The organism is Clostridium chrysemydis (assembly GCF_015234215.1).
Taxonomy (GTDB): Bacteria; Bacillota; Clostridia; order Clostridiales; family Clostridiaceae; genus Clostridium; species Clostridium chrysemydis.
Map to the genome: position 1 here is coordinate 1,388,301 of NZ_JADEKP010000001.1, position 25,935 is coordinate 1,414,235.

General features: G+C 28.9%; 28 protein-coding genes, 2 riboswitches and 1 other annotated feature. Of the genes, 20 read left to right on the plus strand and 8 right to left on the minus strand.

Annotation, left to right across the window (positions count from 1 at the left end):
• Nucleotides 1-22 precede the first annotated feature (22 nt).
• Entirely contained in the window at nucleotides 23-865 is an 843-nt protein-coding gene (locus INR60_RS06970) for a PepSY domain-containing protein (protein ID WP_194190753.1), read from the minus strand.
• 172 nt (nucleotides 866-1,037) lie between these two features.
• Between INR60_RS06970 and INR60_RS06975 the strand changes: the two genes are divergently transcribed.
• Together INR60_RS06975 and INR60_RS06980 are read left to right on the plus strand one after the other, a co-directional pair.
• Nucleotides 1,038-1,385: a YtxH domain-containing protein gene (locus INR60_RS06975; RefSeq protein ID WP_194190754.1), complete on the plus strand. Its 348-nt coding sequence runs from the start codon at nucleotides 1,038-1,040 to the stop codon at nucleotides 1,383-1,385.
• A 4-nt stretch (nucleotides 1,386-1,389) separates the two neighbouring features.
• Nucleotides 1,390-1,707 carry a hypothetical protein gene (locus tag INR60_RS06980; RefSeq protein ID WP_194190755.1) on the plus strand — a complete coding sequence of 106 codons (318 nt, stop codon included), beginning with the start codon at nucleotides 1,390-1,392 and terminating at the stop codon, nucleotides 1,705-1,707.
• A 16-nt stretch (nucleotides 1,708-1,723) separates the two neighbouring features.
• Here the strand turns inward: INR60_RS06980 and INR60_RS06985 are convergent, their stop codons facing one another.
• Entirely contained in the window at nucleotides 1,724-2,821 is a 1,098-nt protein-coding gene (locus INR60_RS06985) for a GNAT family N-acetyltransferase (RefSeq protein ID WP_194190756.1), read from the minus strand.
• Nucleotides 2,822-3,241: 420 nt separating this feature from the next.
• Here INR60_RS06985 and relB point away from each other — a divergent pair, with 420 nt between their 5' ends.
• The 10 genes from relB (at nucleotide 3,242) to INR60_RS07035 (ending at nucleotide 12,371) form a co-directional block, all read left to right on the plus strand.
• Nucleotides 3,242-3,781, plus strand: coding sequence for a type II toxin-antitoxin system RelB family anti-toxin (relB, locus tag INR60_RS06990; protein ID WP_194190981.1), 540 nt, complete (start codon nucleotides 3,242-3,244; stop codon nucleotides 3,779-3,781).
• A gap of 27 nt (nucleotides 3,782-3,808) precedes the next feature.
• Nucleotides 3,809-4,864 carry a spermidine/putrescine ABC transporter ATP-binding protein gene (gene potA, locus INR60_RS06995; protein WP_194190757.1) on the plus strand — a complete coding sequence of 352 codons (1,056 nt, stop codon included), beginning with the start codon at nucleotides 3,809-3,811 and terminating at the stop codon, nucleotides 4,862-4,864.
• Complete coding sequence (locus INR60_RS07000) at nucleotides 4,857-5,696, plus strand: ABC transporter permease (protein WP_194190758.1); 840 nt, start codon at nucleotides 4,857-4,859, stop codon at nucleotides 5,694-5,696. Before potA ends, INR60_RS07000 begins: the two co-directional genes overlap by 8 nt.
• Nucleotides 5,690-6,487: an ABC transporter permease gene (locus INR60_RS07005; RefSeq protein ID WP_194190759.1), complete on the plus strand. Its 798-nt coding sequence runs from the start codon at nucleotides 5,690-5,692 to the stop codon at nucleotides 6,485-6,487. Before INR60_RS07000 ends, INR60_RS07005 begins: the two co-directional genes overlap by 7 nt.
• The gene (locus INR60_RS07010) at nucleotides 6,474-7,523 is read left to right on the plus strand and encodes an ABC transporter substrate-binding protein (protein ID WP_194190760.1); all 1,050 of its coding nucleotides are present in this window, start codon (nucleotides 6,474-6,476) and stop codon (nucleotides 7,521-7,523) included. The genes INR60_RS07005 and INR60_RS07010 overlap by 14 nt, the downstream gene beginning before the upstream one ends.
• A gap of 210 nt (nucleotides 7,524-7,733) precedes the next feature.
• Nucleotides 7,734-8,417 (plus strand): efflux RND transporter periplasmic adaptor subunit, encoded by a 684-nt coding sequence (locus INR60_RS07015; RefSeq protein WP_194190761.1) that lies wholly within the window; start codon nucleotides 7,734-7,736, stop codon nucleotides 8,415-8,417.
• 11 nt (nucleotides 8,418-8,428) lie between these two features.
• Nucleotides 8,429-9,115 (plus strand): ABC transporter ATP-binding protein, encoded by a 687-nt coding sequence (locus tag INR60_RS07020; protein ID WP_194190762.1) that lies wholly within the window; start codon nucleotides 8,429-8,431, stop codon nucleotides 9,113-9,115.
• Between the two features lie 2 nt (nucleotides 9,116-9,117).
• Nucleotides 9,118-10,284, plus strand: coding sequence for an ABC transporter permease (locus INR60_RS07025; RefSeq protein ID WP_194190763.1), 1,167 nt, complete (start codon nucleotides 9,118-9,120; stop codon nucleotides 10,282-10,284).
• Between the two features lie 64 nt (nucleotides 10,285-10,348).
• Entirely contained in the window at nucleotides 10,349-11,017 is a 669-nt protein-coding gene (locus tag INR60_RS07030) for a response regulator transcription factor (RefSeq protein WP_194190764.1), read from the plus strand.
• 61 nt (nucleotides 11,018-11,078) lie between these two features.
• A complete protein-coding gene (locus INR60_RS07035; RefSeq protein WP_194190765.1) occupies nucleotides 11,079-12,371 on the plus strand; it encodes a HAMP domain-containing sensor histidine kinase in 1,293 nt (430 codons plus the stop codon).
• 25 nt (nucleotides 12,372-12,396) lie between these two features.
• Here the strand turns inward: INR60_RS07035 and ndk are convergent, their stop codons facing one another.
• Nucleotides 12,397-12,795 (minus strand): nucleoside-diphosphate kinase, encoded by a 399-nt coding sequence (gene ndk, locus INR60_RS07040; protein ID WP_194190766.1) that lies wholly within the window; start codon nucleotides 12,793-12,795, stop codon nucleotides 12,397-12,399.
• Nucleotides 12,796-12,902: 107 nt separating this feature from the next.
• Here ndk and INR60_RS07045 point away from each other — a divergent pair, with 107 nt between their 5' ends.
• Nucleotides 12,903-13,178 (plus strand): acylphosphatase, encoded by a 276-nt coding sequence (locus INR60_RS07045; RefSeq protein ID WP_420797485.1) that lies wholly within the window; start codon nucleotides 12,903-12,905, stop codon nucleotides 13,176-13,178.
• A 64-nt stretch (nucleotides 13,179-13,242) separates the two neighbouring features.
• Nucleotides 13,243-13,857 (plus strand): hypothetical protein, encoded by a 615-nt coding sequence (locus INR60_RS07050; protein WP_194190768.1) that lies wholly within the window; start codon nucleotides 13,243-13,245, stop codon nucleotides 13,855-13,857.
• Nucleotides 13,858-13,907: 50 nt separating this feature from the next.
• Here INR60_RS07050 and INR60_RS07055 read toward each other — a convergent pair whose 3' ends face one another.
• Entirely contained in the window at nucleotides 13,908-15,287 is a 1,380-nt protein-coding gene (locus INR60_RS07055) for an alanine/glycine:cation symporter family protein (protein WP_194190769.1), read from the minus strand.
• 71 nt (nucleotides 15,288-15,358) lie between these two features.
• A riboswitch (glycine riboswitch) is annotated at nucleotides 15,359-15,441 on the minus strand.
• A gap of 2 nt (nucleotides 15,442-15,443) precedes the next feature.
• Nucleotides 15,444-15,522: riboswitch (glycine riboswitch) on the minus strand.
• A gap of 120 nt (nucleotides 15,523-15,642) precedes the next feature.
• Here INR60_RS07055 and INR60_RS07060 point away from each other — a divergent pair.
• A complete protein-coding gene (locus INR60_RS07060) occupies nucleotides 15,643-15,849 on the plus strand; it encodes a hypothetical protein (RefSeq protein WP_194190770.1) in 207 nt (68 codons plus the stop codon).
• 37 nt (nucleotides 15,850-15,886) lie between these two features.
• On the opposite strand, the gene INR60_RS07065 is transcribed toward INR60_RS07060, so the two are convergent.
• Nucleotides 15,887-17,377 carry a 2-isopropylmalate synthase gene (locus tag INR60_RS07065; protein ID WP_194190771.1) on the minus strand — a complete coding sequence of 497 codons (1,491 nt, stop codon included), beginning with the start codon at nucleotides 17,375-17,377 and terminating at the stop codon, nucleotides 15,887-15,889.
• Between the two features lie 55 nt (nucleotides 17,378-17,432).
• Nucleotides 17,433-17,619, minus strand: a binding site (T-box leader).
• A gap of 127 nt (nucleotides 17,620-17,746) precedes the next feature.
• On the opposite strand from INR60_RS07065, the gene INR60_RS07070 reads away from it, so the two are divergent.
• Entirely contained in the window at nucleotides 17,747-18,544 is a 798-nt protein-coding gene (locus INR60_RS07070) for an HAD family hydrolase (protein ID WP_194190772.1), read from the plus strand.
• Between the two features lie 46 nt (nucleotides 18,545-18,590).
• On the opposite strand, the gene INR60_RS07075 is transcribed toward INR60_RS07070, so the two are convergent.
• Nucleotides 18,591-19,175 carry a GNAT family N-acetyltransferase gene (locus INR60_RS07075; protein WP_194190773.1) on the minus strand — a complete coding sequence of 195 codons (585 nt, stop codon included), beginning with the start codon at nucleotides 19,173-19,175 and terminating at the stop codon, nucleotides 18,591-18,593.
• 108 nt (nucleotides 19,176-19,283) lie between these two features.
• Here INR60_RS07075 and INR60_RS07080 point away from each other — a divergent pair, with 108 nt between their 5' ends.
• Genes INR60_RS07080 through INR60_RS07090 form a run of 3 tightly spaced genes read left to right on the plus strand, consistent with a single transcriptional unit; the run spans nucleotide 19,284 to nucleotide 22,939 of the window.
• Nucleotides 19,284-20,741, plus strand: a complete 1,458-nt coding sequence (locus tag INR60_RS07080; protein WP_194190774.1) for a spore germination protein — start codon at nucleotides 19,284-19,286, stop codon at nucleotides 20,739-20,741.
• Entirely contained in the window at nucleotides 20,734-21,819 is a 1,086-nt protein-coding gene (locus INR60_RS07085; RefSeq protein WP_194190775.1) for a GerAB/ArcD/ProY family transporter, read from the plus strand. Before INR60_RS07080 ends, INR60_RS07085 begins: the two co-directional genes overlap by 8 nt.
• Nucleotides 21,812-22,939 carry a Ger(x)C family spore germination C-terminal domain-containing protein gene (locus tag INR60_RS07090; RefSeq protein ID WP_194190776.1) on the plus strand — a complete coding sequence of 376 codons (1,128 nt, stop codon included), beginning with the start codon at nucleotides 21,812-21,814 and terminating at the stop codon, nucleotides 22,937-22,939. The genes INR60_RS07085 and INR60_RS07090 overlap by 8 nt, the downstream gene beginning before the upstream one ends.
• A gap of 24 nt (nucleotides 22,940-22,963) precedes the next feature.
• Here the strand turns inward: INR60_RS07090 and INR60_RS07095 are convergent, their stop codons facing one another.
• Nucleotides 22,964-23,920: a D-2-hydroxyacid dehydrogenase gene (locus INR60_RS07095; RefSeq protein ID WP_194190777.1), complete on the minus strand. Its 957-nt coding sequence runs from the start codon at nucleotides 23,918-23,920 to the stop codon at nucleotides 22,964-22,966.
• Nucleotides 23,921-24,085: 165 nt separating this feature from the next.
• Nucleotides 24,086-24,946: a TraX family protein gene (locus INR60_RS07100; RefSeq protein WP_194190778.1), complete on the minus strand. Its 861-nt coding sequence runs from the start codon at nucleotides 24,944-24,946 to the stop codon at nucleotides 24,086-24,088.
• 110 nt (nucleotides 24,947-25,056) lie between these two features.
• Between INR60_RS07100 and INR60_RS07105 the strand changes: the two genes are divergently transcribed.
• On the plus strand, nucleotides 25,057-25,914 hold the full coding sequence (locus INR60_RS07105; protein ID WP_194190779.1) for a 50S ribosomal protein L11 methyltransferase: 858 nt from the start codon (nucleotides 25,057-25,059) through the stop codon (nucleotides 25,912-25,914).
• Nucleotides 25,915-25,935: the final 21 nt, after the last annotated feature.

Genomic DNA, 25,935 nt, shown 5'->3' on the forward strand with positions numbered 1-25,935 from the left:
AAGGATGCTTATGCATCCTTTTTTATTTACTCTTAATCTCTTCTACTCTATTGCTAAAACTATTAATTATTTCACCAGAACTTGCAGACACAAAATATGTGAACTGTTTCTCTTCACCACCATCTAATTTACCTTTTACATTTACAATATAACAAAGTTCTAAACTTTCTGTACTTTCTCTATTCTCTCCATATGCTAAGTAAACTTTGTCGCTAACCTTACCATCTTTTAACATACTATTAAAAGCTTTTACGCATTTTTCTTTTGCAGTATCCTCTGATATTTTTATATTTATTTTTCCATGTTTAGTTTTATCAGAATTATTAAGGTAACCTTCAAGCTTTCCGTTGCTTTTATCAATATTTAAAATAACATCTGAGGAAAAGTATGGATATCCCTCGTCGTATCTTTTAAAACTTATAGAATAATAAGATACAGAGTCTTTTCTAGTTTGTTCTATAACCTTTTGAAATTTATAATCTGAATCGTCTATTTGTTTTATGTATTTTTGGGCTATTTTAATAGAGTCTTCTTCTGATATACTTTTAATGTTTGATGATTTTATCTTATCTACAAAATTAATCACTTCATAATTTTCATTTATTTTCACCATAAATGTTTCATTGTCTAATTCATATATCTTTTTGTCATTCTCTTTATCATCTTTTATTGTAACTTTAAAATCTGTATTGTCTTTATAATCAGACTGAATTATTTTTTCTTTAGATAATTCGCTTATAAAATTTTTAGCTATCTTCACTTCCTTACTATTTGTACCATCTTTATTATTAATTACGGTAACAATTAAACAAATAAGTAAAACTATAACCAAAACCCCTAAAAAGTTTTTAGTCTCCTTTTTCATATTCCCTCCTAATTTTTCACAATTTGTCTAATATAATTTTACACTATACAATAAAAATTTGGAATAGTATGAATATTTTTTTAAATGTACCATTTATTTAACTAATTCCGAATTTACTAGGTTATAATAGAGATAATAAATATTACATATAAAATTGATGGGAGGTTTTATTATGAATTTATCAAAATTAATAGAACAAAAAAAGAGAGAAAAAGCTAGAAAAGAAAACAGAAAGAAAGCTAAAACCGTAGCAATAGGGTTAGCTGCTGGTTCTGCACTTGGTGCAATAAGCGGAATATTATTCGCTCCAAAATCAGGAAAAGAAACTAGAGATGATATCAAAGGTTGTGCAAATGAAGTTTCAGATAAAGTAAAAGCTAAAGCTATAGAAGCTACTGAAACTACAAAAACTAATCTTAATGAAGCTAAAGCTAAAATAAAAGATTATTTAAATTCAAAAAAAGAAAATACTGAAAATGTAAGTGAAGAAGAAAAAGTAGAAGAAACAACTGAGGTATAATTTTATGTATATAAATGTTTCTGTGCTATTTGATATCTTACTTGCAATACTAGGTATAGTAGCTTTAATAGTTTTAATTCTTGTTTTATTCAAACTATTAAAAGTACTAACAAACGTAAACAAATTGCTTGAAGATAATAAAGACAACCTAGATAGCACACTTAAAAATACAAAAGATATATCAGATAATGTTAAAGATATCAGTAATGTAGCTACAGAAGCTACAGCTGATGCTATAGTTATGAAAGATAACTTAACTAATCATATAGATACTGTTAAAGATATAGTTTCTATTATAGTTTCAACATTTTCTAAAAAATAAGAGCTAGAATTAAATTCTAGCTCTTATTTTTTAGCCCTATTTCTTTTTCCATTTTTTGTTCTAAATCTCTTCCACCGACTTTTTTGATTAGATTTAGATAAAGTTCTAAACTTCCCATAATATTAGTACTTAACATTATCTTACCATTGTCTGTAAAATTCTTATTTACAGCTCTACAATTTTCTACATAAGTAGCTTCAATACTTTTAATCCACTCACCACTAGGTATAAGCATTCCATCTAGTTCTCTACATAAAGCTAAGCAAGTAATCCCCTCTTCTATAGCGCAGATAAAGTCGCATTCATTATATCTTGATAATATATAATCTAAAATATAATCTTTATTATTATAAATATTACTTTTTGCACCACTTGGAATTATAAGAATATTTGGATTTTCTGTATTTTCATTATTTAAGTTATAGTATATTTCTGATTCTTTATTAATAGTTTCTTCCATAGGTATACTTTTTATATTGAAAATTTCTTTTCCCATTATCTTATTTGCTTTTTTGAAAATTTCTATTGGCATAGTGTAATCTAATATGTTCATATCAGATGTTACAAGAATTTCTATATTTGTTTTAGTGCATTTTTCTGTTCTTAAAAATGTATCTCTTGAAACTCTCATAGTAATGCTGTTATTAGCATTTTTTCTAACTTCCTCAAAACCTAATTTCTTCCCAAGTTCTACACCAGAATCAGTTATTATGTTATCCATAATTATTTTTCCACCGAATTCTTGGAAGTAATACTCTAAAAGTAATCTAACAGCTTCTTCTCCAAAGCCTTTTTTCCTTTGGCTAGCTAATATTTTTACATTAAAACGTGCAACACTTGTAGAAGAATCATAACCATGAAAGCTAACTTCTCCTACAGGCTTATCTCTGTAATTATAAATTAAACAATAAAAGTTCTTACCATCAGTTGGAGAAACCATCTTTTTATAAAACATTTCCCACTTGTTCCTAGAAAAATCATAAACTCCTCCGATACCTTCCATTGTTTCTTTATCCGCCCATAACTCTTTAACAAAACTCATCTCATTAAATTCCGGTTGCTTTATATATACCTTTTTTCCATTTCTTCTATACAGATTATTATTCTGTAACATAATTACCACCTTCCAAAACTATGCCCTTTTACTAAATTTCTCTATACCATAATCCTTATTTTATTATAACAAATAAATGTACATGTTTTCTATACATTAATATTACTTTTATTTATTAGATTGCTTATTTCTTTTAGATAACTCTCCTTTTACTGATAAATAGTTAATTTTAAACATTTATAACTTTTTTCTATTCCTTAGTATTTCTAAACTTTTTTTTCGTTTTTATTAAACCCATATAATAACATAATTCTTAGACTCCTTTATCTGCTTATCTTTACGCGTAATTTTTTTAAAAACTTTTTTTAAAAATATATTGATTTTTTTATAGAAAATCATTATAATTTATTGTGTTTGTTTAGTAAACTTAAACTTTTTGTTTAGTAAAACTTATATTTGTGTTAGGAAGGTGAATATTTGGTGGAAATCGGAGAAAAAATAAGGAGCCTTAGAGTGGCTAAAGCCCTTACTCAAGAAGAATTAGCAAATAGATGTGAATTATCTAAAGGTTTTATATCTCAAATAGAAAACGACTTGACCTCACCATCAATAGCAACCTTAGTTGATATTTTAGAAATTTTAGGTTCAGATTTAACTGAATTCTTTAGTGAAAAAGGCGAGGAAAGAATTACTTACTCCCCTGATGATATGTTTGAAACTGAAAACGACGAATTAAAGTACAAGCTTAAATGGTTAGTTCCAAATGCTCAGAAAAATGAAATGGAACCAATTATGCTTACTTTAGAATCAGGCGGTAGGTACATGGAGGAAGAACCCCATGAGGGTGAAGAATTTGGATATGTCTTAAACGGAAGTATTATTCTTCACTTAGGGGATAAAAACTATAAAGTAAAAAAAGGAGAATCCTTTTACTTTAAACCAAAATATAACCACTGGATATCTAATCCAGGAAAAACGATGGCAAAGATTATTTGGATAAGTACTCCCCCATCATTTTAGTTATTTGTTAGAAAGAGGTGTTTCAATATGAACGATAATATTTTAGAGCTAAAAGGTATAAAGAAGACGTATGGAGATAATGAGGTATTAAAGTGCCTAGATTTAAATATTAAGAGAAATGAGTTTTTAACTTTGCTTGGACCTAGTGGGTGCGGGAAAACTACTACTCTTAAAATAATCGCAGGTTTTGAAACAGCTGATAATGGTGAAGTTTTATTTGGTGGAAAAGATATTAAAGATCTTCCAGCTTACAAAAGACCAGTAAATACAGTTTTCCAAAAGTATGCTTTATTTCCTCATATGAACGTATATGAAAATATAGCTTTTGGTCTAAAAATAAAAAAGAAATCAAAAAAAGAAATAGATGAGAAAGTTACTGAGATGCTTAGATTAGTTGCTTTAAGTGGCTTTGAAAAAAGAAAGATAGATTCTTTAAGTGGAGGTCAACAACAAAGGGTTGCTATTGCCCGTGCTCTTGTTAATGAACCTGAAGTTTTACTTCTAGATGAGCCTTTAGGTGCATTAGATCTTAAACTTAGAAAAGAAATGCAATTAGAACTTAAAAACATTCAGCAAAGACTTGGAATTACATTTATATTTGTAACTCACGATCAAGAAGAAGCACTTACTATGTCAGATACTATAGTAGTTATGAATAAAGGAGAAATCCAACAAATGGGTACTCCGCAAGATATATATAACGAACCTAGTAATGCCTTTGTTGCAGACTTTATAGGTGAAAGTAATATAGTTGATGCCACTATGATTAAAGATTACAAAGTTGAGTTTTTAAAAACTACTTTCGAGTGCGTAGACGGAGGATTTGGTGAAAATACTCCAGTTCAAGTTGTAATTAGACCTGAAGATTTAAAAATGGTTTCAAAAGAAGATGGAATGCTTAAAGGAACTGTACTTTCAGTAATCTTTAAAGGTGTTCACTATGAAATGGTTGTTAAACTTGAAAACTCTGGAAAAGAATGGCTAATCCACAATACTAAATCAGCAGAGGAAGGTTCAGTTATTGGATTAGATATATACCCTGAAGATATACACGTTATGGAAAAGGTACCTGATAATGAATAGTAAAAGAAGAAGCTTTGCAGCTTACCCTTATATAGTATGGTCTGCCCTTTTTATAATTGTTCCTCTGATTATGGTATTATTCTTTAGTTTTACTAAAGATTCAGGAAGTGGCTACGGTTTCACTTTTGAAAACTTCCAAAGAATGTTTCAAAAGCAATATGCAGAAATCTATATTCGTTCAGTTTGGCTTGCTTTTATATCAACTGCTATCTGTTTAATTTTAGGATATCCAGTTGCTTATATTATTTCAAAGATGGATGAAAGAAAAAGAAACATAGTTATTATGCTTTTTATACTTCCAATGTGGATGAATTTCTTACTTAGAACTTACGCTTGGCTTCCTATACTTGGAAGAAACGGTATTTTAAATGGCCTACTTAATGTGTTTGGAATTGCACCTGTTCAAATTTTATATACAGATGCAGCTACACTTTTAGGAATGGTTTATAACTTCTTACCATTTATGATATTACCTATTTATACTGTTTTATCAAAGATGGATCAAAACCTTATAAATGCAGCTTCTGATTTAGGAGCTACTAAAAAGCAAATTTTTACAAAGGTAATTTTCCCTTTAAGTATTCCTGGTGTAATTTCAGGGATAACTATGGTGTTTATGCCTGCTGTATCAACTTTCGTTATACCAAAACTTTTAGGTGGCGGAAAAGAAATGCTTATAGGTAATGTTATAGAACAACAATTTACAACAATGAGTGATAAGAACTTTGGTTCAGCACTTGCAATTGTACTTATGATTATAATTCTTATCTCTATGGCTATTATGTCAAAATTTGATGATGATAACGAAGAAGGCGGTGCTCATATATGGTAAGAGGAATCGAAAAATTTATTAAAAGATTTTATTTAGCAATTATTTTTGTGTTTTTATATGCTCCTATTGTTACTTTAATGGTTTATTCATTTAACGATTCTGTATCAATGGGTAAATGGGGAGGCTTCTCTTTAAAATGGTACGCAAAATTATTTCAAAATAACAGATTAATGGATGCTTTATACTACACTGTTTTAATAGCTCTAATAGCATCTATAATTGCAACTATAGTCGGAACTATAACAGCTATTGGAATTAATAATATGAGAAGAAGTAAAAGAAAACTCCTTTTAAATATAAATAATCTTCCAATATTAAACCCTGATATAGTTACTGGGGTTGCACTTATGAGTTTATTTATATTCTTTAACTTTAAATTTGGATTTAATACTATGCTTTTAGCCCATATATCTTTTGATATACCATATGTAATACTTTCTGTATTACCAAAGCTTAGACAGCTTCCTCAAAACACTACAGAAGCTGCACTTGATTTAGGAGCTACTCCTTTTTATGCTTTTAGAAAGGTAATCCTTCCTCAAATCAAACCTGGTATATTCGCTGGATTTTTAATGGCATTTACTATGTCTATTGATGATTTTGTTATAAGTTTCTTTACTACAGGACCTGGCGTAACAAACCTTTCAATAGAAATCTATTCTATGGCAAGACGTGGTATTAAACCTGAAATAAATGCATTATCTACAATAATGTTTGCAGTAGTATTAATATTACTACTACTAGTTAACAGAAAATCAAATATAAGAGGTGAAGTAAATGAAAAAGCTTAAGGTTTTAAGTGCTTTAGCATTAAGTGCTATATTAGCTGTTGGACTTTTTGCCGGTTGTGCTGGCGATAAAAACACTGGTGAGAAACGTAAACTTAACGTTTATAACTGGGGAGATTATATAGACGAAGATCTAATAAGAGAGTTCGAACAAGAAACTGGTATTGACGTTACATACGATACTTACGATACAAATGAAACTATGTATACTAAAGTTAAAGGTGGTTCAAGTGAATATGATATCGTAGTTCCATCTGATTATATGATTGAAAAAATGATTAAAGAAAACTTAGTAGAAAAGATAGATTTTAATAATATTCCAAACTACAAATATGTTGGAGATGAATTTAAAAAATTATCTTACGACCCTAAAGATGAATACTCAGTTCCTTATATGTGGGGAACTATTGGAATAATATATAACCCTGAAATGGTTAAAAAGCCAGTAAATAGCTGGGATATCCTTTGGGATAAAGACTATAGCGGTCAAATAATTATGTTTGATTCTGTAAGAGATTCTATGGCTATAGGATTAAAAAAGCTAGGATATTCAATGAATTCAACAAACCCTAAAGAAATCGCAGCAGCTGGAAAGGCTTTAGAAGAACAAAAACCTTTAGTTCAAGCTTACATGGTAGACGAAGTTAAAGATGCTATGATAGGCGGAAATGCTGCTTTAGCTCCTGTTTGGTCAGGTGATGCACAATATATCATAAAAGAAAACCCTGAATTAAAATACGTAGTTCCAAAAGAAGGAACTAATAAATGGTTTGACGGTTTATGTATCCCTAAAGGTTCAAAACACAAAACTGAAGCTGAAGAGTTTATAAACTTCTTATGTAAACCTGAAAATGCACTTAAAAACGTTGAGTATATAGGATATCAAACTCCTATAACAGATGCATTTAACATGCTTCCAGATGAAGTTAAAGCTCAATACCCAACTCAAGATGAACTTAAAAAATCAGTAGTATTTAAAGATTTAAATGCTGAAACTTTAAAATTATATGATCAAGCTTGGATAAAGGTTCGTTCATAACAAAAAGGATGTCTTAAATTTAAGACATCCTTTTTTTATTACTCCTCTACCCTCCTTTTATTTAATTTATATTTTCTACAAATTAAATCTCTTCTTATTTATTTTTAGAATAAAATTTAATTAATTTACTTAAACTATTAATTAGTTCATATTTAGTTAATATAGCTTTTATACTATTTACGAAAGCAAATCATTTTAGGAGGTTTTTAAATGAATAAAAGCATAAAAAATATAATAATAACAGTAGTAATCGGAGTAATTGCTATAGGGGGAGTGTCATACGTTGCACTTTCTAAATCAAAAGACTCAAAAGATAAAAATACTAACGTTTATCAAACTGCAACTGTAGAAAAAGGTAACCTTAAAGTTCAAGTTTCTGCTTCTTCAGTTGCTGTTCCTAAAAACAAAGTAAATCCTGACTTTAAAGATTTAGAACTTCAAATGTCAGTAGATGAACTAGATGTTGTTAACCTGAAAAAAGATCAAACGGTAAATATCGATATTAATGCCTTCCCAGATAAAACTTACAAAGGGAAAATTGAAGATATCTCAGAAAAAGGAAACGTCTTAAATGGTGTTACTTCTTACCCTGTCACTGTATCTTTAGATAAAGACATAAAAGGTCTTAAAGACGGAATGACAGGAACTTGCACTATAACTACAGAAAATAAAAAGGATACTTTATTTGTACCAATAGAAGCTATAAATATAAAGGATGACGGAACAAATTACGTTATAAATCCTGAAGACTCAAAAGAGATTAAAGTCACAACTGGGATTCATAATGATGATTATATAGAAATTACAAAAGGTTTAAATAAAGGCGATAAAGTGCAATTGCCCACTTTAGCTAAAACCTCTAACCAAATGGCTCCTCCATTTATGAATAAGTAGGGGGTAAAATTATGACAAACGAAGTTATAAAAATAGAAAATGTTAATAAGACTTATCATATGGGCGATGAAACTCTTCACGTTTTAAACGATATAACCTTAACTGTTCAAAAAGGAGATTTTATTTCTATTGTAGGTCCTTCTGGGTCTGGAAAGTCTACCTTTATGAATTTTATAGGTTGCCTTGATAAAGTTGATAGCGGAACTTACATATTAGATGGTTTTGACGTATTAACTCTTTCAGATAATAAGTTATCCGAAATAAGAAATAAAAAAATAGGCTTTATCTTTCAACAATTTAACCTACTACCTAAGCTTAGTGCTTTAGAAAATGTTGAATTACCTCTTATCTATAGCGGTATATCATCAAAAGAAAGACTTACTCGAGCGCGTAACGCTTTAGAAAAGGTAGGTTTAAAAGAAAGAGAAAAACACCTTCCAACTCAACTATCAGGAGGTCAACAACAAAGAGTTGCTATAGCACGTGCTATTTGCACAAACCCTGAAATACTTCTTTGTGATGAGCCTACTGGTGCCTTAGATACTAAAACTAGTAAAGATATCATGAATCTAATAAAATCATTAAACGAAGAAGGCCGTACAGTAGTTATGATTACTCACGATATGGAAGTTGCCAAAAAAGCAAAAAGAATAATTAGAATAAAAGACGGCGTTTTATACGAAGGAATGGAGGATTAAAAATGGGGGTAGTTCAAAGTTTCAAGCTAGCATTTAAGCAACTTCTTTCAAACAAGATGCGTTCTCTTTTAACTATGCTTGGAATAATAATAGGTGTATTATCGGTTACACTTTTAGTCTCTGTTGCAAACTCAATGACTTCAAGTGTAAATGAACAATTAGACAGCTTAGGCTCAAACCTTATAAGCGTTATGATATCATCAAAAGATCCAAACGAACAACTATCTTATGATGATGCTTTAAAATATAAAAATCTATCAAATGTAAAAGATGTATCTGCATCTGTTTCTGGTGCAAGTAACGTAAGATATGAAAATTACAACGAATCAGTATCTATTACTGGAACTGATAAAGACTTTTTTTCACTTCAAAACAAAAAACTTGATTCTGGAAGACTTATAGAAAATGTAGATGTAAAATATAATTCAAAGGTGTGCGTTTTAGGTAACACTATCTCTAAAGACATATTTGGCTTTGTAGACCCTATAGGAAAATATATAACTATAAATGGTATAAAGTATAAAGTTATAGGAATCCTCGAAACTTCCGGTGCAGATTTAACTGCATCTGACAAACAAATCTATATGCCTATATCTTCTGCTAGCCGCATAATTAAAAACCCTTACGTAAGCACTATGTATTTAAATGTTAAAGATGATTCTATTATAGATAACACTATGGCATCTATTGAAAATAAGCTTAACAAAAACTTTGATGATAAAAATGACTATAAACTTATAAATCAGCAACAAATCTTAGATACTATCTACCAAATGCAAGACACTATGAAAACAACAGTAGGTGTTATTGCTGGTATCTCGCTTTTAGTTGGAGGAATTGGAATTATGAATATAATGCTAGTTTCTGTAACTGAAAGAACAAGGGAGATTGGAATAAGAAAAGCACTAGGTGCAAAGAGACGTGATATACTTATTCAGTTCTTAATTGAATCTATAGTTATAAGTTTAATAGGTGGAATTATAGGCTCGCTACTTGGAGTTTTAGGTTCCTTAGCCTTTAATTCTGTTTTAGGTGTGAGCTCTGGTATATCTTGGGGAGTAGTATCTTTTGGACTTCTATTCTCTGTATTTGTCGGAGTAGTATTTGGAATAACTCCTGCAAACAAAGCATCAAAATTATTACCTATAGATGCTTTACGCTCAGAATAAATAAGTTATACTTAAGAAGTGGTATTTTTTGTGCCACTTCTTAAATTTTTAAGGGAGTGATTTTTTGATTAATATTCTAGTAGTTGATGATGATAAAAATATAAGAAATTTATTATATACAGTATTAAAAAAAGAAAATTATAATGTTTTAGTTTCAAAAGATGGAGAAGAAGCTTTAGATATTATTTATGAAAACTCTATAGACTTAGCAATAATTGATATTATGATGCCAAAATTAAATGGCATAGAGTTAACTTCAAAAATAAAAGAATTATTAGACATTCCTATACTAATCCTTACTGCCAAAGGAGAAATTTCAGACAAAATTCTAGCCTTTAATACTGGAAGCGATGATTATTTAGTTAAACCTTTTGATATTACTGAACTTATTTTAAGAGTTAATGCACTTTTAAAAAGATATATAAAAATATCAAATAAAGTAATCACTTTAAAAGAGATGGTTCTAGATTATAATAAATGCTCGCTCTTTTTAAACCATTCTGAAATAGATATACCTTTAAAAGAATTTCAACTTCTTTACAAACTTGCAAGTTTCCCTCAAAAGGTTTTTACAAGAAATGAACTTATAGAATCTATTTGGGGATTTGACTACGATGGAGATGATAGAACAGTTGACGTTCATATAAAAAGGTTACGCGAAAAATTAACAGATTCAAGTATTAAAATAATAACTATAAGAGGACTTGGTTACAAATTAAAAGATGATATTTAATTTTAAAAAGTATATTTATTTCAAATTAGTTTTTAGCTTTTTTTGCGTAATTTTTATATCTATGGTTTTATCATTTTTTATTACATCTAAAATACATTACGACGATATAAAATCCCATCTTCAAAATGATTTAGATACTTCTATAGAAAATATCTATAAGCTTTATAAGTCATCTCAGTATGACGTTATAGATAATTTTATAAATATGACCTTTTACCCAATCACAGGAGTTGCTATTTATGATAAATCTGGGCTTTTATTTGAATCTAGTAAAAAGGATAGATCTTTAAATGTTTCAAATTCCTTAGTAGAAGAAGTATTAAATAACAAAAAGGATTTAAATCCTGATACCTCTTTAAACTTCTTTTTCCCAGCAGATACTCCATCTGGTTTTTATATTAAAGATTCTAATAAAGCATATGCCCTTTTTATAAATGTCTCTAATATAAAAGATGTAGTTAAGATTAATAAGTGGTTATTTTTAAATATATTTTTCGTCCTATCTTCTGGACTTATAGGTTATATGATTATTGCAAGAGGCATAGTTAAACCTATAAAAACTTTAACATCTGGAACTAAATCTGTAAGTTCTGGAGACTACGAGTTTCAAATTCCAAACAAACGTAATGACGAAATCGGAGAACTTATAAACACCTTTAATTATATGCTAGTTGAACTTAATAAAACTGATAAAATGAGAAACGAATTCGTGTCAAATGTTTCTCACGAAATCAAAACACCAATAACTGCAATTCGGGGATTCTCTGATTTATTAACTTATAAAAATATTTCTGACGAAGAAAGAATTTATTATGCGAACGTTATAAAAGAAGAGGTATTAAAAGTTACATCTCTTAGTGATAATTTACTAAAACTAGCCTCCCTTGATAACTCAAAAGCTAATATAGATAAAACTAATTTTAAGTTAGATGAATTAATAAGACGTGCTATCTTAGATTTAGAACCCTTTTGGGCAAACAAAAACTTAGAGTTTGACTTAGATTTAAAAGATACTATTTTGCTAGGTGATAACAAACTACTTTATCACGTTTTTACAAACCTTATAAGAAATAGCATAAAATTTTCAAAAGATAGCTCTATAATAAAACTTTCTTTAAATAGTGATGAAAAAAATATATTTTTTGAAATAACTGATTCTGGAACTGGAATTTCTAAAGAATCTATCCCTAGAATATTTGAAAGATTTTATAAAGGAGATGAATCTAGAAATTCTGAAGGAACAGGGCTTGGCCTATCTATAGTAAAAAAAATAGTATCACTTCATAATGGAACTATAACAGTAGATTCCATAGAAAACACTAAAACAACTTTTTATATTACTTTCCCAAAATAAAAAGGCTACGTTTGTAGCCTTTTTACTATTTAAACCATAATTCGATTTCTCTTCTTGCACTCTCTAAAGAATCAGATGCGTGTACGCAGTTTTGAGTTTTATCCGTTCCATATAGCGCTCTAACTGTTCCAGGTGCTGCTTCTTTAGGGTCTGTGCTTCCATTAATTGCACGAACCTTTTCTATAATATCTTCTCCATCTTCAAGTACAGCACAAACTAATGGCCCTCTAGTTATAAAACTAATTAAATCATCATAAAAAACTTTACCCTTATGTTCTTTATAGTGCTCACCTGCAAATTCTTTTGTTATTGTAACCATTTTAAGTTCAACTATTTTTAAGTTGTTTTCTTCATACATACTTAAAACATTACCGACTACATTTTTCTCTACCCCATCCGGTTTAATTAAAATTAAACTTTTCATACCATTTACCACCTTTTTTACCTTAAAATGTTTTTTCTTTTATTATATTGTATTTCGAATTTTCTGACAATATAATTAAAGTATAAAATTACAAAGAGAGGATGATTATTTTGAAAAGATTAGAGATAATTGCAAGCGGAAGAGTTCAAGGAGTAGGTTTTAGATTTTTTCTAGCTTCTAATGCAAACACTTTAAATTTAACTGGTTTTTGTAAAAACCTAGAAGATGGTACTGTTTATATAGAAGTGCAAGGGTCAGAAAAACTTTTAGAATCATTTATAGAAAAAATAGAACTTGGAAATAGATTTATAAGAGTTACTAATTTAGATAAAAAGGTTATTCCTTTAGTACTTAATGAAAAAAAGTTTAATATGGTTTATTAATTATTGATGTTAAAATATGTAAATGATATAATTTATTTATAATTAATTTTAATGGAGGTCTATAATGGTAAGTAACACCCTTTTACTTAGAAAATTTGCAATCGATATGATTCGCAAAGGAAATCTAAACAAAGCAAAAAGAGCTTTAGTAAAATCTATATCTATAGATTCTACTATACCTGATACTTATACCCTACTTGGTGATATTTTATACTTATTAAACAAACCAAACATATCAAGGCAATGTTACTTAGCCTCAATGCACCTTAAAGTAAATAAGTTTAAAACTAATGGAACAAAAACTTTATCTACTATTTTAACTCAAAAGTTAAACAAGCTTTCAAAAGAGACAAAACTTGTGCTTCCTTCTGTGTTTGGCACAGTTATTTTTGATGATTACACAATAGCTGACCATTTAGCTCACTCAGTTATAGATTTTAAAAAAGACTCCTTCGATCCACTACTTAAAGAATGTTCTAAAGTTTATAAAGAACATATAATAACAGGCAGAACAATAGAGTCTATAATTGATAAATATAGCATTATATTAAATGACTATTTAGAGTTTCGAAGTTCACATTACGTAACTCTTGGAAGGTCAATATTAATTCAAAATATTAAATGGAATAAAATAGATTCAGATGATGTAATTAATCTTTACCTAAAACAATTTAATTAAATATTTAATGCCCTATTAACTAAATTTAATTAATAGGGCATTTTAATATTTTAAACTTCTAAGACTTCTAACTCACTAGAAATTTCTTTATTATCAATCTCTTCAAAGTATTTTTCAGTTTCTTCAAAGACAACTTTTCTTAATGCAATAATAGCAATAAGATTTGGAATAGCCATTAGTCCATTTACTATATCTGCAGCTATAAAAATAGTATCTAAAGATAGGAAAGCTCCTACTGCTACTAAAAATATATAAAAATATTTAAATGGCTTTACTGCCTTTTCTCCTAAAAGGTATAAGACGCATTTTTCTCCATAGTAATTCCATCCTAAAATTGTTGTAAAAGCAAAAAATATAAGCCCTATATTTACAATATATTTTCCAAGTATCGCTATAGGGAATCCTTTTGAAAAGGCTGCTGTTGTAAGAAGCGCCCCATCTAAATTTGAAGAATACATCCCAGTTAAAACTATTACTATACCTGTCATAGTACAAATTATTATAGTATCAAAAAATGTTCCAGTCATAGATATAAGTCCTTGTTTTGCAGGTGAATTAGTCTTAGCTGCAGCTGCAGCTATTGGTGCACTTCCAAGGCCAGCTTCGTTTGAAAATACTCCTCTACTAATTCCCTTTTGCATAACTACTATAATTCCTATTCCAGCTCCTGCACCAAATACAGATTCTGGGTTAAATGCGCTTTCTATGATTAACTTTACAGCACTTGGAACACTTCCTAAATTAAAAAGAATTACTATAACAACTCCAACTATATATAATCCTGCCATAAGAGGAACTACACTTTCAGCTACCTTTGATATTCTTTTTATTCCACCTAATGTAACTAAAGCTACTATTACCGTAACTATTACAGCTGTGACTATTATTGGCATATTTAAGCTTGTTTTTGCAGCTTCTGATATTGATTTTACTTGAGCAAAAGTTCCTATACCAAATAATGCAACTAAAACTCCAAACAATGCAAAGATTTTTGCAAGCCACTTGTTTCCCATTCCGTTTTGTATATAATACATAGGTCCTCCACAAGCTTCTCCTTTGCTATCAAACTCTCTATATTTTATAGCGAGTACACCTTCTGCATATTTAGTTGCCATTCCGAAAAACGCAGCAACCCACATCCAAAAAAGTGCACCAGGCCCCCCTGCTTTTATAGCTGTTGCAACACCAACTATATTACCTGTACCTATAGTTGCAGATAATGCTGTGCAAAGAGCTCCAAAAGATGATACATCACCTTTCCCTGACTTTTCATCGTTATCTTTTTGGAAGATAAGACAAACAGCTTTCTTAAGTCTTGTAACTTGTAAAAATTTTAATTTAAATGTTAAAAAGATACCTGTTCCTACTAAAAGTATAATAAGAGGTGGTCCCCAAACTATAGCATCTAGCTTTTCTAAAAAATTTTGCATAAAAAATTCCTCCTAAATTTTAAATTTGGAGGAGATAAATAAAGCTAATAAATCTCTAAAAGCTTTATAATCCCCTGTCCTTTTACCTGAGAGTTTCGAAATAATTATTTCTTGCTCCTTCGGTGCTTAAGTTAAACTTAAGTCTCTCCAAGGGCTCGTCCAATAGCAGTCCTTAAACCTGAAAGATTTGCTTCTTCGGTGGGTTAAATTTTAACCACTCTCCTACTATCTTCATCCGAACACATATTAATTTTTATAGCAATTATACAATTTCAAAGAATAATTTGTCAAATTCTTTTTCTTTGTAAACATTTTTCCTAAATGTTATTATAATTATAAACGTTGGAGGTACCTTATGTTAGCTAAAATAATATACATATTTTTGTTTTTGTTTTTTTTAGTAGAAATTATCGGTGTAATAAAAGGCTTATTTTTATTAAAATCTGATACAGAATTTACTAAACATAAAATTCTTTTATCTATAGCTTTAGTTTTAATTACTGCAATTCAAATAATTGTAACTTTTCTCTTAGTAGATTACTTAATAAAACTTTTCTTATAAAAAACCCCTAAATAGAAATTTCTACTTAGGGCTTTTTTCATTTATTTAAAGCATTCATATATGCATTTGCACTAGCTTCTATAACGTCAGTACTAACTCCTCTACCTAAAACTTTCCTATCTTCGCTTTTTAATTTTACAGTAACTTCACCTAAAGCATCAGTACCACTACTTATAGATTTTAATTTGTAATCTATTAAAGTGTATTCAGTTTTAGTAGCTCTTTCTATAGCATTAAAAATAGCATTAACAGGTCCGTCTCCGCAAGCTGCCTCTTCTATGATCTCTTCGTCTAATTCTATTTTTACGTTAGCCATAGAACTTATATTGTTCCCAGTACTAACATTAAAACTTAAAAGCTTATATCTATCTTCTATTTTTACACTTGAATCATTAATAAGGGCTTCTATATCTTTATCTGAAACTTCTTTTTTCTTATCTGCTAATTCTTTAAATTTAGTAAAAGCCTCCACTATTTTTTCTTCACTTAAATCGTAGCCAAGTTCCCTTAAATGCTCTGAAAAAGCATGCTTTCCAGAGTGTTTTCCAAGGACCATATTATTAGTTTTAAACCCTACAGATTCAGGTGTCATAATCTCGTATGTTTCTCTCTTTTCTAAAACACCATGCTGATGAATTCCAGACTCGTGAGAAAAAGCATTAGCGCCTACTATAGCCTTGTTTGGCTGAACATTTATCCCTGTAAAATACGAGACTAGAGAAGATACTCTATAAATTTTTTCTGTGTTTATATCTGTTTTAAAGCCATATATATCTTTTCTAGTTTCTATAGCCATACAAACCTCTTCTAAAGCTGCATTTCCAGCTCTTTCTCCAAGCCCATTTACAGCACACTCCACTTGCCTTGCCCCTGCATTTATAGCTGCAAGTGAGTTTGAAACTGCCATTCCTAAATCGTTGTGGCAATGAACACTTATAATTACATTTTCTATACCATTAACATTTTCTTTTATTCCTTTAATTAAATCTCCAAACTCATCTGGAGTAGAATACCCTACAGTATCTGGAATATTTAAAACAGTAGCACCAGCTTTTATTGCAGTTTCTAAAACTTTATATAAAAATTCTTTATCAGTTCTAGATCCATCCTCTGGAGAAAACTCTACATCATCTACTAAAGTTTTAGCGTAAGATACCATATTATATACTCTTTCTAAAACCTCTTCTCTAGTCATTTTTAGCTTGTACTTCATATGGATATCAGAAGTTGCAAGAAAGGTATGAATTCTTTTTTTATTTGCATATTTTATAGCTTCGTATGCTCTATCTATATCTTCTTTATTTGCTCTTGCAAGTGCGTTTACTATAGAGTTTTTAATATTTAAAGCTATAAGCTTAACTCCTTCAAAATCTCCTTTTGATGCCATAGGAAATCCCGCCTCTATTACATCTACCCCAAGTTTTTCTAAAGATTTTGCTATCTCTAATTTTTCTTTTGCATTTAAACTTACCCCAGGAGTTTGCTCTCCATCTCTTAACGTGGTATCAAAAATAAATATTTTTTCCATAAAAATTTAGCCCCCTTTTTAATTTAAATATAAAAAAACGCCTTTATTACTCCAATATTGGAGCGATAAACGCGGTACCATCCAAACTTTTTCTTAATTTAAATAACGGCAAAACAACCGGTAAGGTTTCTTATTCCTCACAGCTCAAAGGCAAGTTCAAAGGGGTTAGTTACTAGATTACACCACCCTCTAGCTCTCTTAAAATCTACTCTCCTTTTACTACTCCTAATCAACGCTAATATTTCATTTTAATAAATATTACTATAGTTTCCTGTAAATGTCAATATTTTTAACATTTATATTTTATTGATTTTTCATTTAATAAGATGTTATATTATTTTTAAGAGACGAAAGAGAAGGTGAAAATATATGATCAAATTAATAGCTTCAGATATGGATGGAACACTTCTTACTCCTGGTGGACAAGTTCCCGAAGAATTTTTTGATATTTTCAAAAAATTAAACAAAAAAAATATCAAATTTGTAGTAGCAAGTGGAAGACCACACAAAACTTTATATGAAAACTTCAAACCAATATCAGATGAACTTTTATATATTTCTGATAACGGTGCTGTTGTTTCTGAAGGTTCTAATGTATTATCTGTTGAACTTATACCAGAAGATATTATTAAAAAAGTATATGAAGTATGCAGTGATATTAAAAATACAAGACTTGTAGTATGCGGCTTAAAATCTGCTTACCATCTTCCTTGTGATGGTGAAATGCTAAAAGAAATTGATAAATACTATATTCATAAAACTGTAGTTAATTCTTACGACGAAATTGATGATAAGATATTTAAAATTTCTATCTGTGATATGGACTCAGCTTTAGAAAATTCTTTCCCTATAGTGGACAAGCATTTTTCTAAAATCCTTAAAACTGTAGTTGCAGGTAAAGCTTGGGTTGACTTTACTAACTTAGGAGTTAATAAAGGAACTGCAATTGAAAAATTTCAAAAAGAAAAAGGTATAACTATAGATGAAACTATGGCATTTGGAGATTATTTTAACGACGTTGAACTTCTTCAAAAGGCAAAATATAGTTATGTAATGGAAGACGCTTTAGATGAGATGAAAGCTTACGGAAACTTTATTTGTAAAAGCAATAAAGAAAACGGAGTACTTAAAGTTTTAAATGACGTTTTAAATAATGAAATAAAATAATTTAAGGCCAAAGAGTAATATTAGTTATAACTCTTTGGCCTCTATTTTAAACTTTTTTAATTAATTTCTTACTTTTACTATTTACTCTTTTAAATCCAAGTCTTTCATAAAATCTTACTAGATTTTCATTATTTGCCCTAAGGGATACCTTTAAATAGCCCTTTTCTTTTGCGGTTTTTAAAACATCTTCTATAAGAATTTCACTATATCCTTTCCCTCTAAACTTCTCATTTATTATGATATTAGATAAATAGTACTCATTGAAAAAACATTCAAAATCTAAAAGGTATACCAATGTTAAAAATACAAATCTTATTTTTTCTTTTAAATTTTTTTGCATCTTTATAACAAATAAATCTGCTAAAAATGTCTTCATTTTTAGTTTTTTCCCTTCTATAGATAATGCTATTCCAATTATTTCTTCATCTAGCCTTAACACTCTAAAGTTATCATAATAAAATCTAGTTCCACCTCTTTTCATTAATTTCTTAAGTCTTACTATTAACTCATTTCTTTCCCCTCTGCCCCATTCATCTTCTGGGTAATCTTCTGTTTTATAAAGCAGGTTCGTGAGCTCCTCTATATCGTCTTCTTTACCATTTGTAATTTTAAGTTTTGATTCTGAATCCAAAATCTCATTTCCTTTCTTAACTTTATATTTTTATTATATGTAATTTATTAGAATAATTAAATATAACAATGAGAAAAATATAAGATATATTTAAAAGTAGGTGATAAAATGGAACTTTCTTTTGCAGATAAAATTATTGATAACTCCACAGCTTCAAAAAATTCAATCGTAAAAAGAAATTTTTTAATAGATAAAGATAAAAGCACTAAAGTCACTATAATCTATTCTGATTTAACAGTAAACAAAAATCAAATAAACTTAGATATACTAAACCCTTTAATGCATCACTTTGATTCTAATTTTAAAGATAATACTGACCCTTATGAATTTTTACTTATGACAGTTTTACCTATGGCAAATGCTTATATAGAGACCTCTTTTAGTAATCTCGTATCAGAACTAAAATGCGGTAAAACACTTCTTTTTATAGAAGAAAATGAAAAGGCAATCGTATTTGATACTACAAACTTTACATATAGAGCTATTCAAAGTCCAACTATAACTTCTTCTATAGCTGCAGCTAAAGAAGATATTAGTGAGTCCTTAGAACAAAGTATGTCTATGCTTAAAAGGCACATAAAAGACCCTAGCCTTGTTATTGACTCTTTAACTATAGGTAGACGATCAAAAACTAAGCTTAATATTTGCTACCTTAAAGATATCGCAAACGAAACTGTAGTTTCTACAATAACAGAAAAATTGCATAGCGTTGATATAGATAACGTTCAATCTTTAGGCGGGGTTCAACAACTTATAGAAAACTACTCTGCTTCTTTTTTTCCTCAAAGTTTTATTACTGATTCTTTTGAGTCTATAGTCTGTAAAATCTACGAAGGAAAGGTAGTTTTATTTATGGAAGGTAGCCCTTATGCTCTTTCAGCCCCAGCTATTTTCGTGGAATTTTTTCAAAACCTAGACGATTATAACCAAAGAACATTAGTAGCTTCCTTTGCTAGGCTTTTAAGATTCTTCGCTTTGATTGTAGTTTTAACGCTTCCTTCACTTTATATCATACTAACTAAATTTAATCCTGAATTTCTATTAGACAAATATATTCGTGCCATAGTTTCAGCAAGGTCTGGAATTCCCTTAACTCCTTTTTTAGAGATGTTTGTTATGGAATTTATAGTAGAGCTTTTAAGAGAAGGTGGTATAAGGCTTCCAAGTAAAGTCGGGCAAACTCTAAGTATAGTAAGTGGTATTATAATAGGAGATGCTGCTATTCAATCTAACATAATTTCACCACCAGCACTTTTTGTTATTGGAATAAGCGTAGTTTGTACTTTTTTGATTCCAAACTACCAAATGGCTTTATCAATAAGGCTTATTAAATTCCCCCTACTTATTTTGTCTAACCTTTTTGGAGCATTTGGTTTTTTCTTTGGAATGTATCTTATGATATTTATGTTATTTAATTTAGATTCTTACGGAATAGATTATTTAGAATTTTTTAAACCCGATATGAAAGATACCTTCATTAGAAATAAAATCCCAAGTCTAAAAAGAAGACCTAAAATTCTTAAATTAAAGGATAAATACAGAGAAAGAGGTACTAAAAATGACTGATTCTTCAAATTTTAAGTTTACAAATAGCCAATTCATCTTTTTAGTCCTTGGCTACTCAATAATTGTAAACATACTTAAACTCCCTGTAATAATGGCTTCTTTTGCCCTACAAGATGCTTGGATTAGTATGCTTATTGCAGGAATCTACCCTATATCATTATTTTTCTTTTACTACCCCGTATATAAGAAAAATCCTGATAAAAACATCTTCCAAATCAATAAAGAAGTTTTAGGAAAAACATTTGGTACTCTTTTTAACGTAATTTTCTACCTTTATATTTTATCTTATGCCACAACTCAAGTTGCAGGATTTTCTATGATTTTTGCTGATACTTTGTTTTGGTATTACAATTCTACTAAAGTTTTACTTTTACTATTATTTGTAGCTTTTTTAGGCCTTTTATTTAAATTTAAAGCTATGGTAAAATTCACTCAATTTTCACTAACAATAGTCTTTGTAATATTTTTTATTATTTTGTTTGGGTTCTTTAGAGGTTCTTTAAGTAATATAACACCAATTTTTCAAATCGAGCCTAAATATATTTTAAAAGGCGCGTATTACGGAAGTTATGCTTATTCTGGATTTGAGATATTTTTAATTTATATACCTTTTTTAAAAAATGCTAAGGATTATAAAAAAATCTCTATAAGTATTTCTTTAGTTTTAATAATATTCTTTACTTATTTAGTCTTTATGAATTTATTCTTTTTAGGACCTGATGTAATAACTGTATTTTATTATCCACTACTTAATATTTTATCTTCCGTTAAAATACCCTTTTTAAATAATTTAGTTTTCATATTTCTTTCAAGTTGGGCTTTTCATTGCATTAGAAACACAACATTTTCAATTTATAATTTGACTTACTGCTTAAACACAAAAAGGGATTTAGATAAGATTAATCCAATTAAAAGCATAATAATTTGCATAATATTATTCTTTGGTTCCTACATTATAAATGATATTCTTACTATAACTTTTTTTATTGATAGATTTTTAGTTCCTTTAACAACTTTCGTAGTCTTTAATGTTTTTATATTATTCTTATTATCTAAAAGGAGAAAAACAAATGCATAAGATATTTAAATATTATTTTTACATTGTTGTCACAGCAATTTTTTGCATAATCTATGTCGTATCTTTTAAAGATTATCAATTCACTCCTATAGAAAATTATAATTTTATGGCAGGAGTTGGTTTTGATATAGATACGAGTGTAGCTACAGATAAATATGAAGTACCCGTATCCGTTTATGAATACAAATCAGATGGTACAGTTTCTAGCTTTCTATTAGATGCTAGAGGTTCTTCAACTGTTGAAGCTAGAATAGATAGGCAACTTCACTCTGGAAAGAGCTTTTGCCTTGGAACTGAAAAAACTTACGTCTTTTCTAAAGCGATTTCATATAACGGAATAGCTGCAGCTTTAGATGGCCTTCTAAATAATACTCAAGTTCCAAATAGAGCTTTATTTATAACTACTTCAAATGCACCAAAAGACATCCTAGCTTTAAATATCCCAGGATACCCAAGTTCTCCTGACTACATAGATGGACTTATGAATTCACTTAAAGTACATACATTCTATACAGGAAATAGTTCTTTATTTGATGCTTACGTAAACAACAAAACAGAAGGAAAAAAATTTGTAGCACCAAACGTAGATATAATTAATAACAAATTATATCTTACCGCTTTTTCAGTTTTTGATAACGGAAAAATGATAGCTTCTGTCCCTATTTCCTCAATGATTAACTTTAATTTGCTTAGAAATAATAAATCACATGGACTTTTAAACTATACAGAAAATAGCAAAAACTTTTTAACCTTCACTACAGATTCTAAAAGAAAAGTAGTTTGCAAAAAGAAAGATAATAAATTTTACTTTGATATTTACATATCTGCTTCTGGAAAAATCGTTAATAACAACTATATGAATAACTTAAGTATTAGCTTAGAACAAAAATACGCTTTAGAAAAAAGAATAGCAACTCACTACGAAGCATCTCTTCAAAGCTTTGTTGATAACATGAAATCATACTACAAAGTAGACTTGTTAGACCTTGGCTTCGTTGCTGCTTCAAAATACGGAAGAAACTTAATCGCTGATTGGGATGAAACTGTAACTAAATCTCCTATAAAGGTTCACTTTAAGTTTTCTATAGATGAGTTTGGAATAGGAAATATGACATTTTAAAAAGGCTGCAATTGCAGCCTTTTATTATACTATCCTATTTAACTTTTCTCCTTTATAAAAGGCTCTTAGATTATCTAAAATACCATTAAACAATCTCTCTCTAGCATCTATGCTTGCCCACGCTATATGAGGGGTAAATACTACCTTTTCTTTATTTTTTATCTTTAGAAGTTCACTGTCTTCTCTTAAAGGCTCTATGCTAAATACATCTAAACAGGCACCGCCTATTAAATTTTCATCTATAGCTTTTCTTAGATCCTCTTCAACTACTATAGGACCTCTTCCCATATTAACTAGTATTGCACTATCTTTCATCTTTTTCATATTCTTATAATTCATAAGTCCATTTGTTTTTTCGTTTAAGGGTGCGTGTATAGATATTATATCTGATTCTTTTAAGAGTTCATCAAAGTCCACTCTCTTATATTCTGAGTTATTGTTTTTACCTGATGTTGAATAATAAATAACATTCACTCCAAATGCTTCTGCTACTTTAGCAACACCTCTTCCTATAGCGCCAAGCCCTATTATGCCCCAAGTTTTTCCTTTTAAATCATAAAAAGGTCTATCCAAACTTGTAAATACTCCCGATTTTGAATATTCTAAACTTTTTACGTAGTTATCATAATAAGCTATTTTATCATAAAGGTGTAAAACTGTAGCAAAAGTATGTTGAACTACAGTGTCAGTAGAATAACCAGCAACATTAGCTACTGCTATGTTTTTAGACTTTGCATATTCTATATCAATATTATTAAATCCAGTTGCAGCCTCTGCTATTATTTCTAAGTTTTTAGCGTTTTTCATATTATCTTCATTTAAGACTACTTTATTTGTTATAACTATATTGCTATCTTTTATTCTTTCACTTACTTCATCTGGTTTAGTTAAATCATAATAAGTAACTTCTCCAAATTCTTCTAATAATTTAAAATCTAAGTCTCCTAATGTTTTACCATCTAATATAACTATTCTTTTCATCATTTTTCCTCCTAAACCTATTTATATAATAATTATATCATATCAAAATTTATTTATTATTTTATGAATAACCCTCTCTATGTAAACGTATAATTAAATATCAATACCTCTCTAGAAATAAGTTAAAAGGTAGTACTTAATTTTAAAGTACTACCTTTTTAACTATTATAGCATTAAACTACCTATTACGTACGTTCCCCATATAACTATAGGATACCCTATATAATATAATCTCTTAACTTTTTTACCTTCGTTACCGTTATAAAAATAAATGAAAACTATAGAAAATACCATCATCCACTGAGGATATGCAAGAAGTGCTTGAATATTAAATCCTCCTAAAAATAAAGCTGATAATATTATAATTCCTTGATAAATCATTTTTCTGCTATTTCTTGCCTTGTAAAAAAGATAAGTAAGGGCAGGTACTATTATTATTCCTTCTGTTAAAATTCCAAGAGAAACACAAACTAATTCTTTTGTAAAATTCTTAGAATTCCTAGCCTGTTCCATAGCTGTAATTGCATTTAAGAATAAAAATGAAGTAACTAACATAAGAAATATATTGTTTGGTATAACGTATACTTTGTAGTTAAATAAATATTGAATTAAAAGGTTTGAAATTAAAAGATATGCTGCAAAAACAATACCTTTTTTATCATTTATTCTTCCGTTTAATACAAAGTATGTTAAAATTATTGACCCTAAAGCTATACCGCAAACTATAAGAAAGGTGCTCATCACAAAGTCACCGTGTGGAAGTATATTATTAAATACTCCTCTTAAAAAGACTAATTTTAAAATAGTATTTCCAATAAAAACTATTTCAGCATAAAAAATCAATCTCTTTAGATACTCGTCTCTATTAGACGTTTTTAAATATCCTTCAACTAATAAGAACACCGCAATTGGGATTATTAATCTGCCAGGATATCTAAGCCAAATAGGAGTACCTGGAATATACATTGAAACGCTTTCAATTATAACTAGTAGTGCTAATAGGATTTTAGTCTTAAATCTGTCCATCTCTTTCTCCTTATCCTTCGTAATCATTTAAATTATAACCTTATTTTGTTTACTTTAAAAGATTTTTATAATAATATTACAGTTGAACACAAAAATTCTGGAGGTTATTTATGATTATTTTATCTTATAAATTAGATTTTAAAGATTTAGATTTAGCTATATCTAATTTACAAATAAACGATATATTTAACGTTTATTATGAAAGTCCACTAGAAATAACTACCGATAAATTCGGATATGGTTATTTAGAAAAAGATGATGAACCTATAATTTTAAAAGTTACTCATACAGACGAGGATATCCCTTTTGAAAACTTTAAAGAGTGCGTTAATGGAATTTTATCTAAAGAACCTATAGATATAGAAGAAATGGATTATACTTATGAAGAATTTAAAATGGACCCTATTTTTATAGATGAAACATGGGTTTTAAAAGACCCTAATGATTCTATCCCGGATAAAAAGGAAATTAACTTTATATCACAAGGTGCTTTTGGAACAGGACTACACGAAACTACTCGTGATTTATTATCTCTTATACTTAAAGAAGACTACACTAATATGAGAATATTAGATATAGGAACAGGTTCTGGAATACTTTCTCTTGCAACTGCTATAAAAGGAGCAAAGGAAGTTTTAGCTTTAGATATAAGAGATATTAAAGATGAAGTTTTGCTTAATGCATCTTTAAATAATATAGAAACTATAACTCCTTTAGTAGGTGATGCTTTAAGTGGCGAAGTTTTAATTTCTGGAAAGTTTGATTGGATTTATATAAATATAGGTGGAGAAGAAACAGAACTCTTTATGCCATTTATAAAAGAACACCTAAAACCAAATGGAAAACTTCTAGTCTCAGGTTTGGTTGAGTGGAGCTTTGATTCAGTATCAAATATTGTTTCAAGCTATGGGTTTAACCTTTTAGAAAAACATAAAACTAATGAATGGTGCACAGCTATTTATAAATAATAAAAATCCCAAAGCATTTTA

Coding starts and splice junctions, on each gene's coding strand:
- INR60_RS07010 (WP_194190760.1), top strand. CDS start 6,474: ATGAAAAAGCTTAAGGTTTTAAGTGCTTTAGCATTAAGTGCTATATTA.
- INR60_RS06975 (WP_194190754.1), top strand. CDS start 1,038: ATGAATTTATCAAAATTAATAGAACAAAAAAAGAGAGAAAAAGCTAGA.
- INR60_RS07105 (WP_194190779.1), top strand. CDS start 25,057: ATGATTATTTTATCTTATAAATTAGATTTTAAAGATTTAGATTTAGCT.
- INR60_RS07090 (WP_194190776.1), top strand. CDS start 21,812: ATGCATAAGATATTTAAATATTATTTTTACATTGTTGTCACAGCAATT.
- INR60_RS07050 (WP_194190768.1), top strand. CDS start 13,243: ATGGTAAGTAACACCCTTTTACTTAGAAAATTTGCAATCGATATGATT.
- INR60_RS07065 (WP_194190771.1), bottom strand. CDS start 17,377: ATGGAAAAAATATTTATTTTTGATACCACGTTAAGAGATGGAGAGCAA.
- INR60_RS06980 (WP_194190755.1), top strand. CDS start 1,390: ATGTATATAAATGTTTCTGTGCTATTTGATATCTTACTTGCAATACTA.
- INR60_RS06985 (WP_194190756.1), bottom strand. CDS start 2,821: ATGTTACAGAATAATAATCTGTATAGAAGAAATGGAAAAAAGGTATAT.
- INR60_RS06970 (WP_194190753.1), bottom strand. CDS start 865: ATGAAAAAGGAGACTAAAAACTTTTTAGGGGTTTTGGTTATAGTTTTA.
- potA (WP_194190757.1), top strand. CDS start 3,809: ATGAACGATAATATTTTAGAGCTAAAAGGTATAAAGAAGACGTATGGA.
- ndk (WP_194190766.1), bottom strand. CDS start 12,795: ATGAAAAGTTTAATTTTAATTAAACCGGATGGGGTAGAGAAAAATGTA.
- INR60_RS07055 (WP_194190769.1), bottom strand. CDS start 15,287: ATGCAAAATTTTTTAGAAAAGCTAGATGCTATAGTTTGGGGACCACCT.
- INR60_RS07070 (WP_194190772.1), top strand. CDS start 17,747: ATGATCAAATTAATAGCTTCAGATATGGATGGAACACTTCTTACTCCT.
- INR60_RS07080 (WP_194190774.1), top strand. CDS start 19,284: ATGGAACTTTCTTTTGCAGATAAAATTATTGATAACTCCACAGCTTCA.
- INR60_RS07060 (WP_194190770.1), top strand. CDS start 15,643: ATGTTAGCTAAAATAATATACATATTTTTGTTTTTGTTTTTTTTAGTA.
- INR60_RS07000 (WP_194190758.1), top strand. CDS start 4,857: ATGAATAGTAAAAGAAGAAGCTTTGCAGCTTACCCTTATATAGTATGG.
- INR60_RS07025 (WP_194190763.1), top strand. CDS start 9,118: ATGGGGGTAGTTCAAAGTTTCAAGCTAGCATTTAAGCAACTTCTTTCA.
- INR60_RS07100 (WP_194190778.1), bottom strand. CDS start 24,946: ATGGACAGATTTAAGACTAAAATCCTATTAGCACTACTAGTTATAATT.
- INR60_RS07085 (WP_194190775.1), top strand. CDS start 20,734: ATGACTGATTCTTCAAATTTTAAGTTTACAAATAGCCAATTCATCTTT.
- INR60_RS07035 (WP_194190765.1), top strand. CDS start 11,079: ATGGTTTTATCATTTTTTATTACATCTAAAATACATTACGACGATATA.
- INR60_RS07095 (WP_194190777.1), bottom strand. CDS start 23,920: ATGAAAAGAATAGTTATATTAGATGGTAAAACATTAGGAGACTTAGAT.
- INR60_RS07005 (WP_194190759.1), top strand. CDS start 5,690: ATGGTAAGAGGAATCGAAAAATTTATTAAAAGATTTTATTTAGCAATT.
- INR60_RS07015 (WP_194190761.1), top strand. CDS start 7,734: ATGAATAAAAGCATAAAAAATATAATAATAACAGTAGTAATCGGAGTA.
- INR60_RS07020 (WP_194190762.1), top strand. CDS start 8,429: ATGACAAACGAAGTTATAAAAATAGAAAATGTTAATAAGACTTATCAT.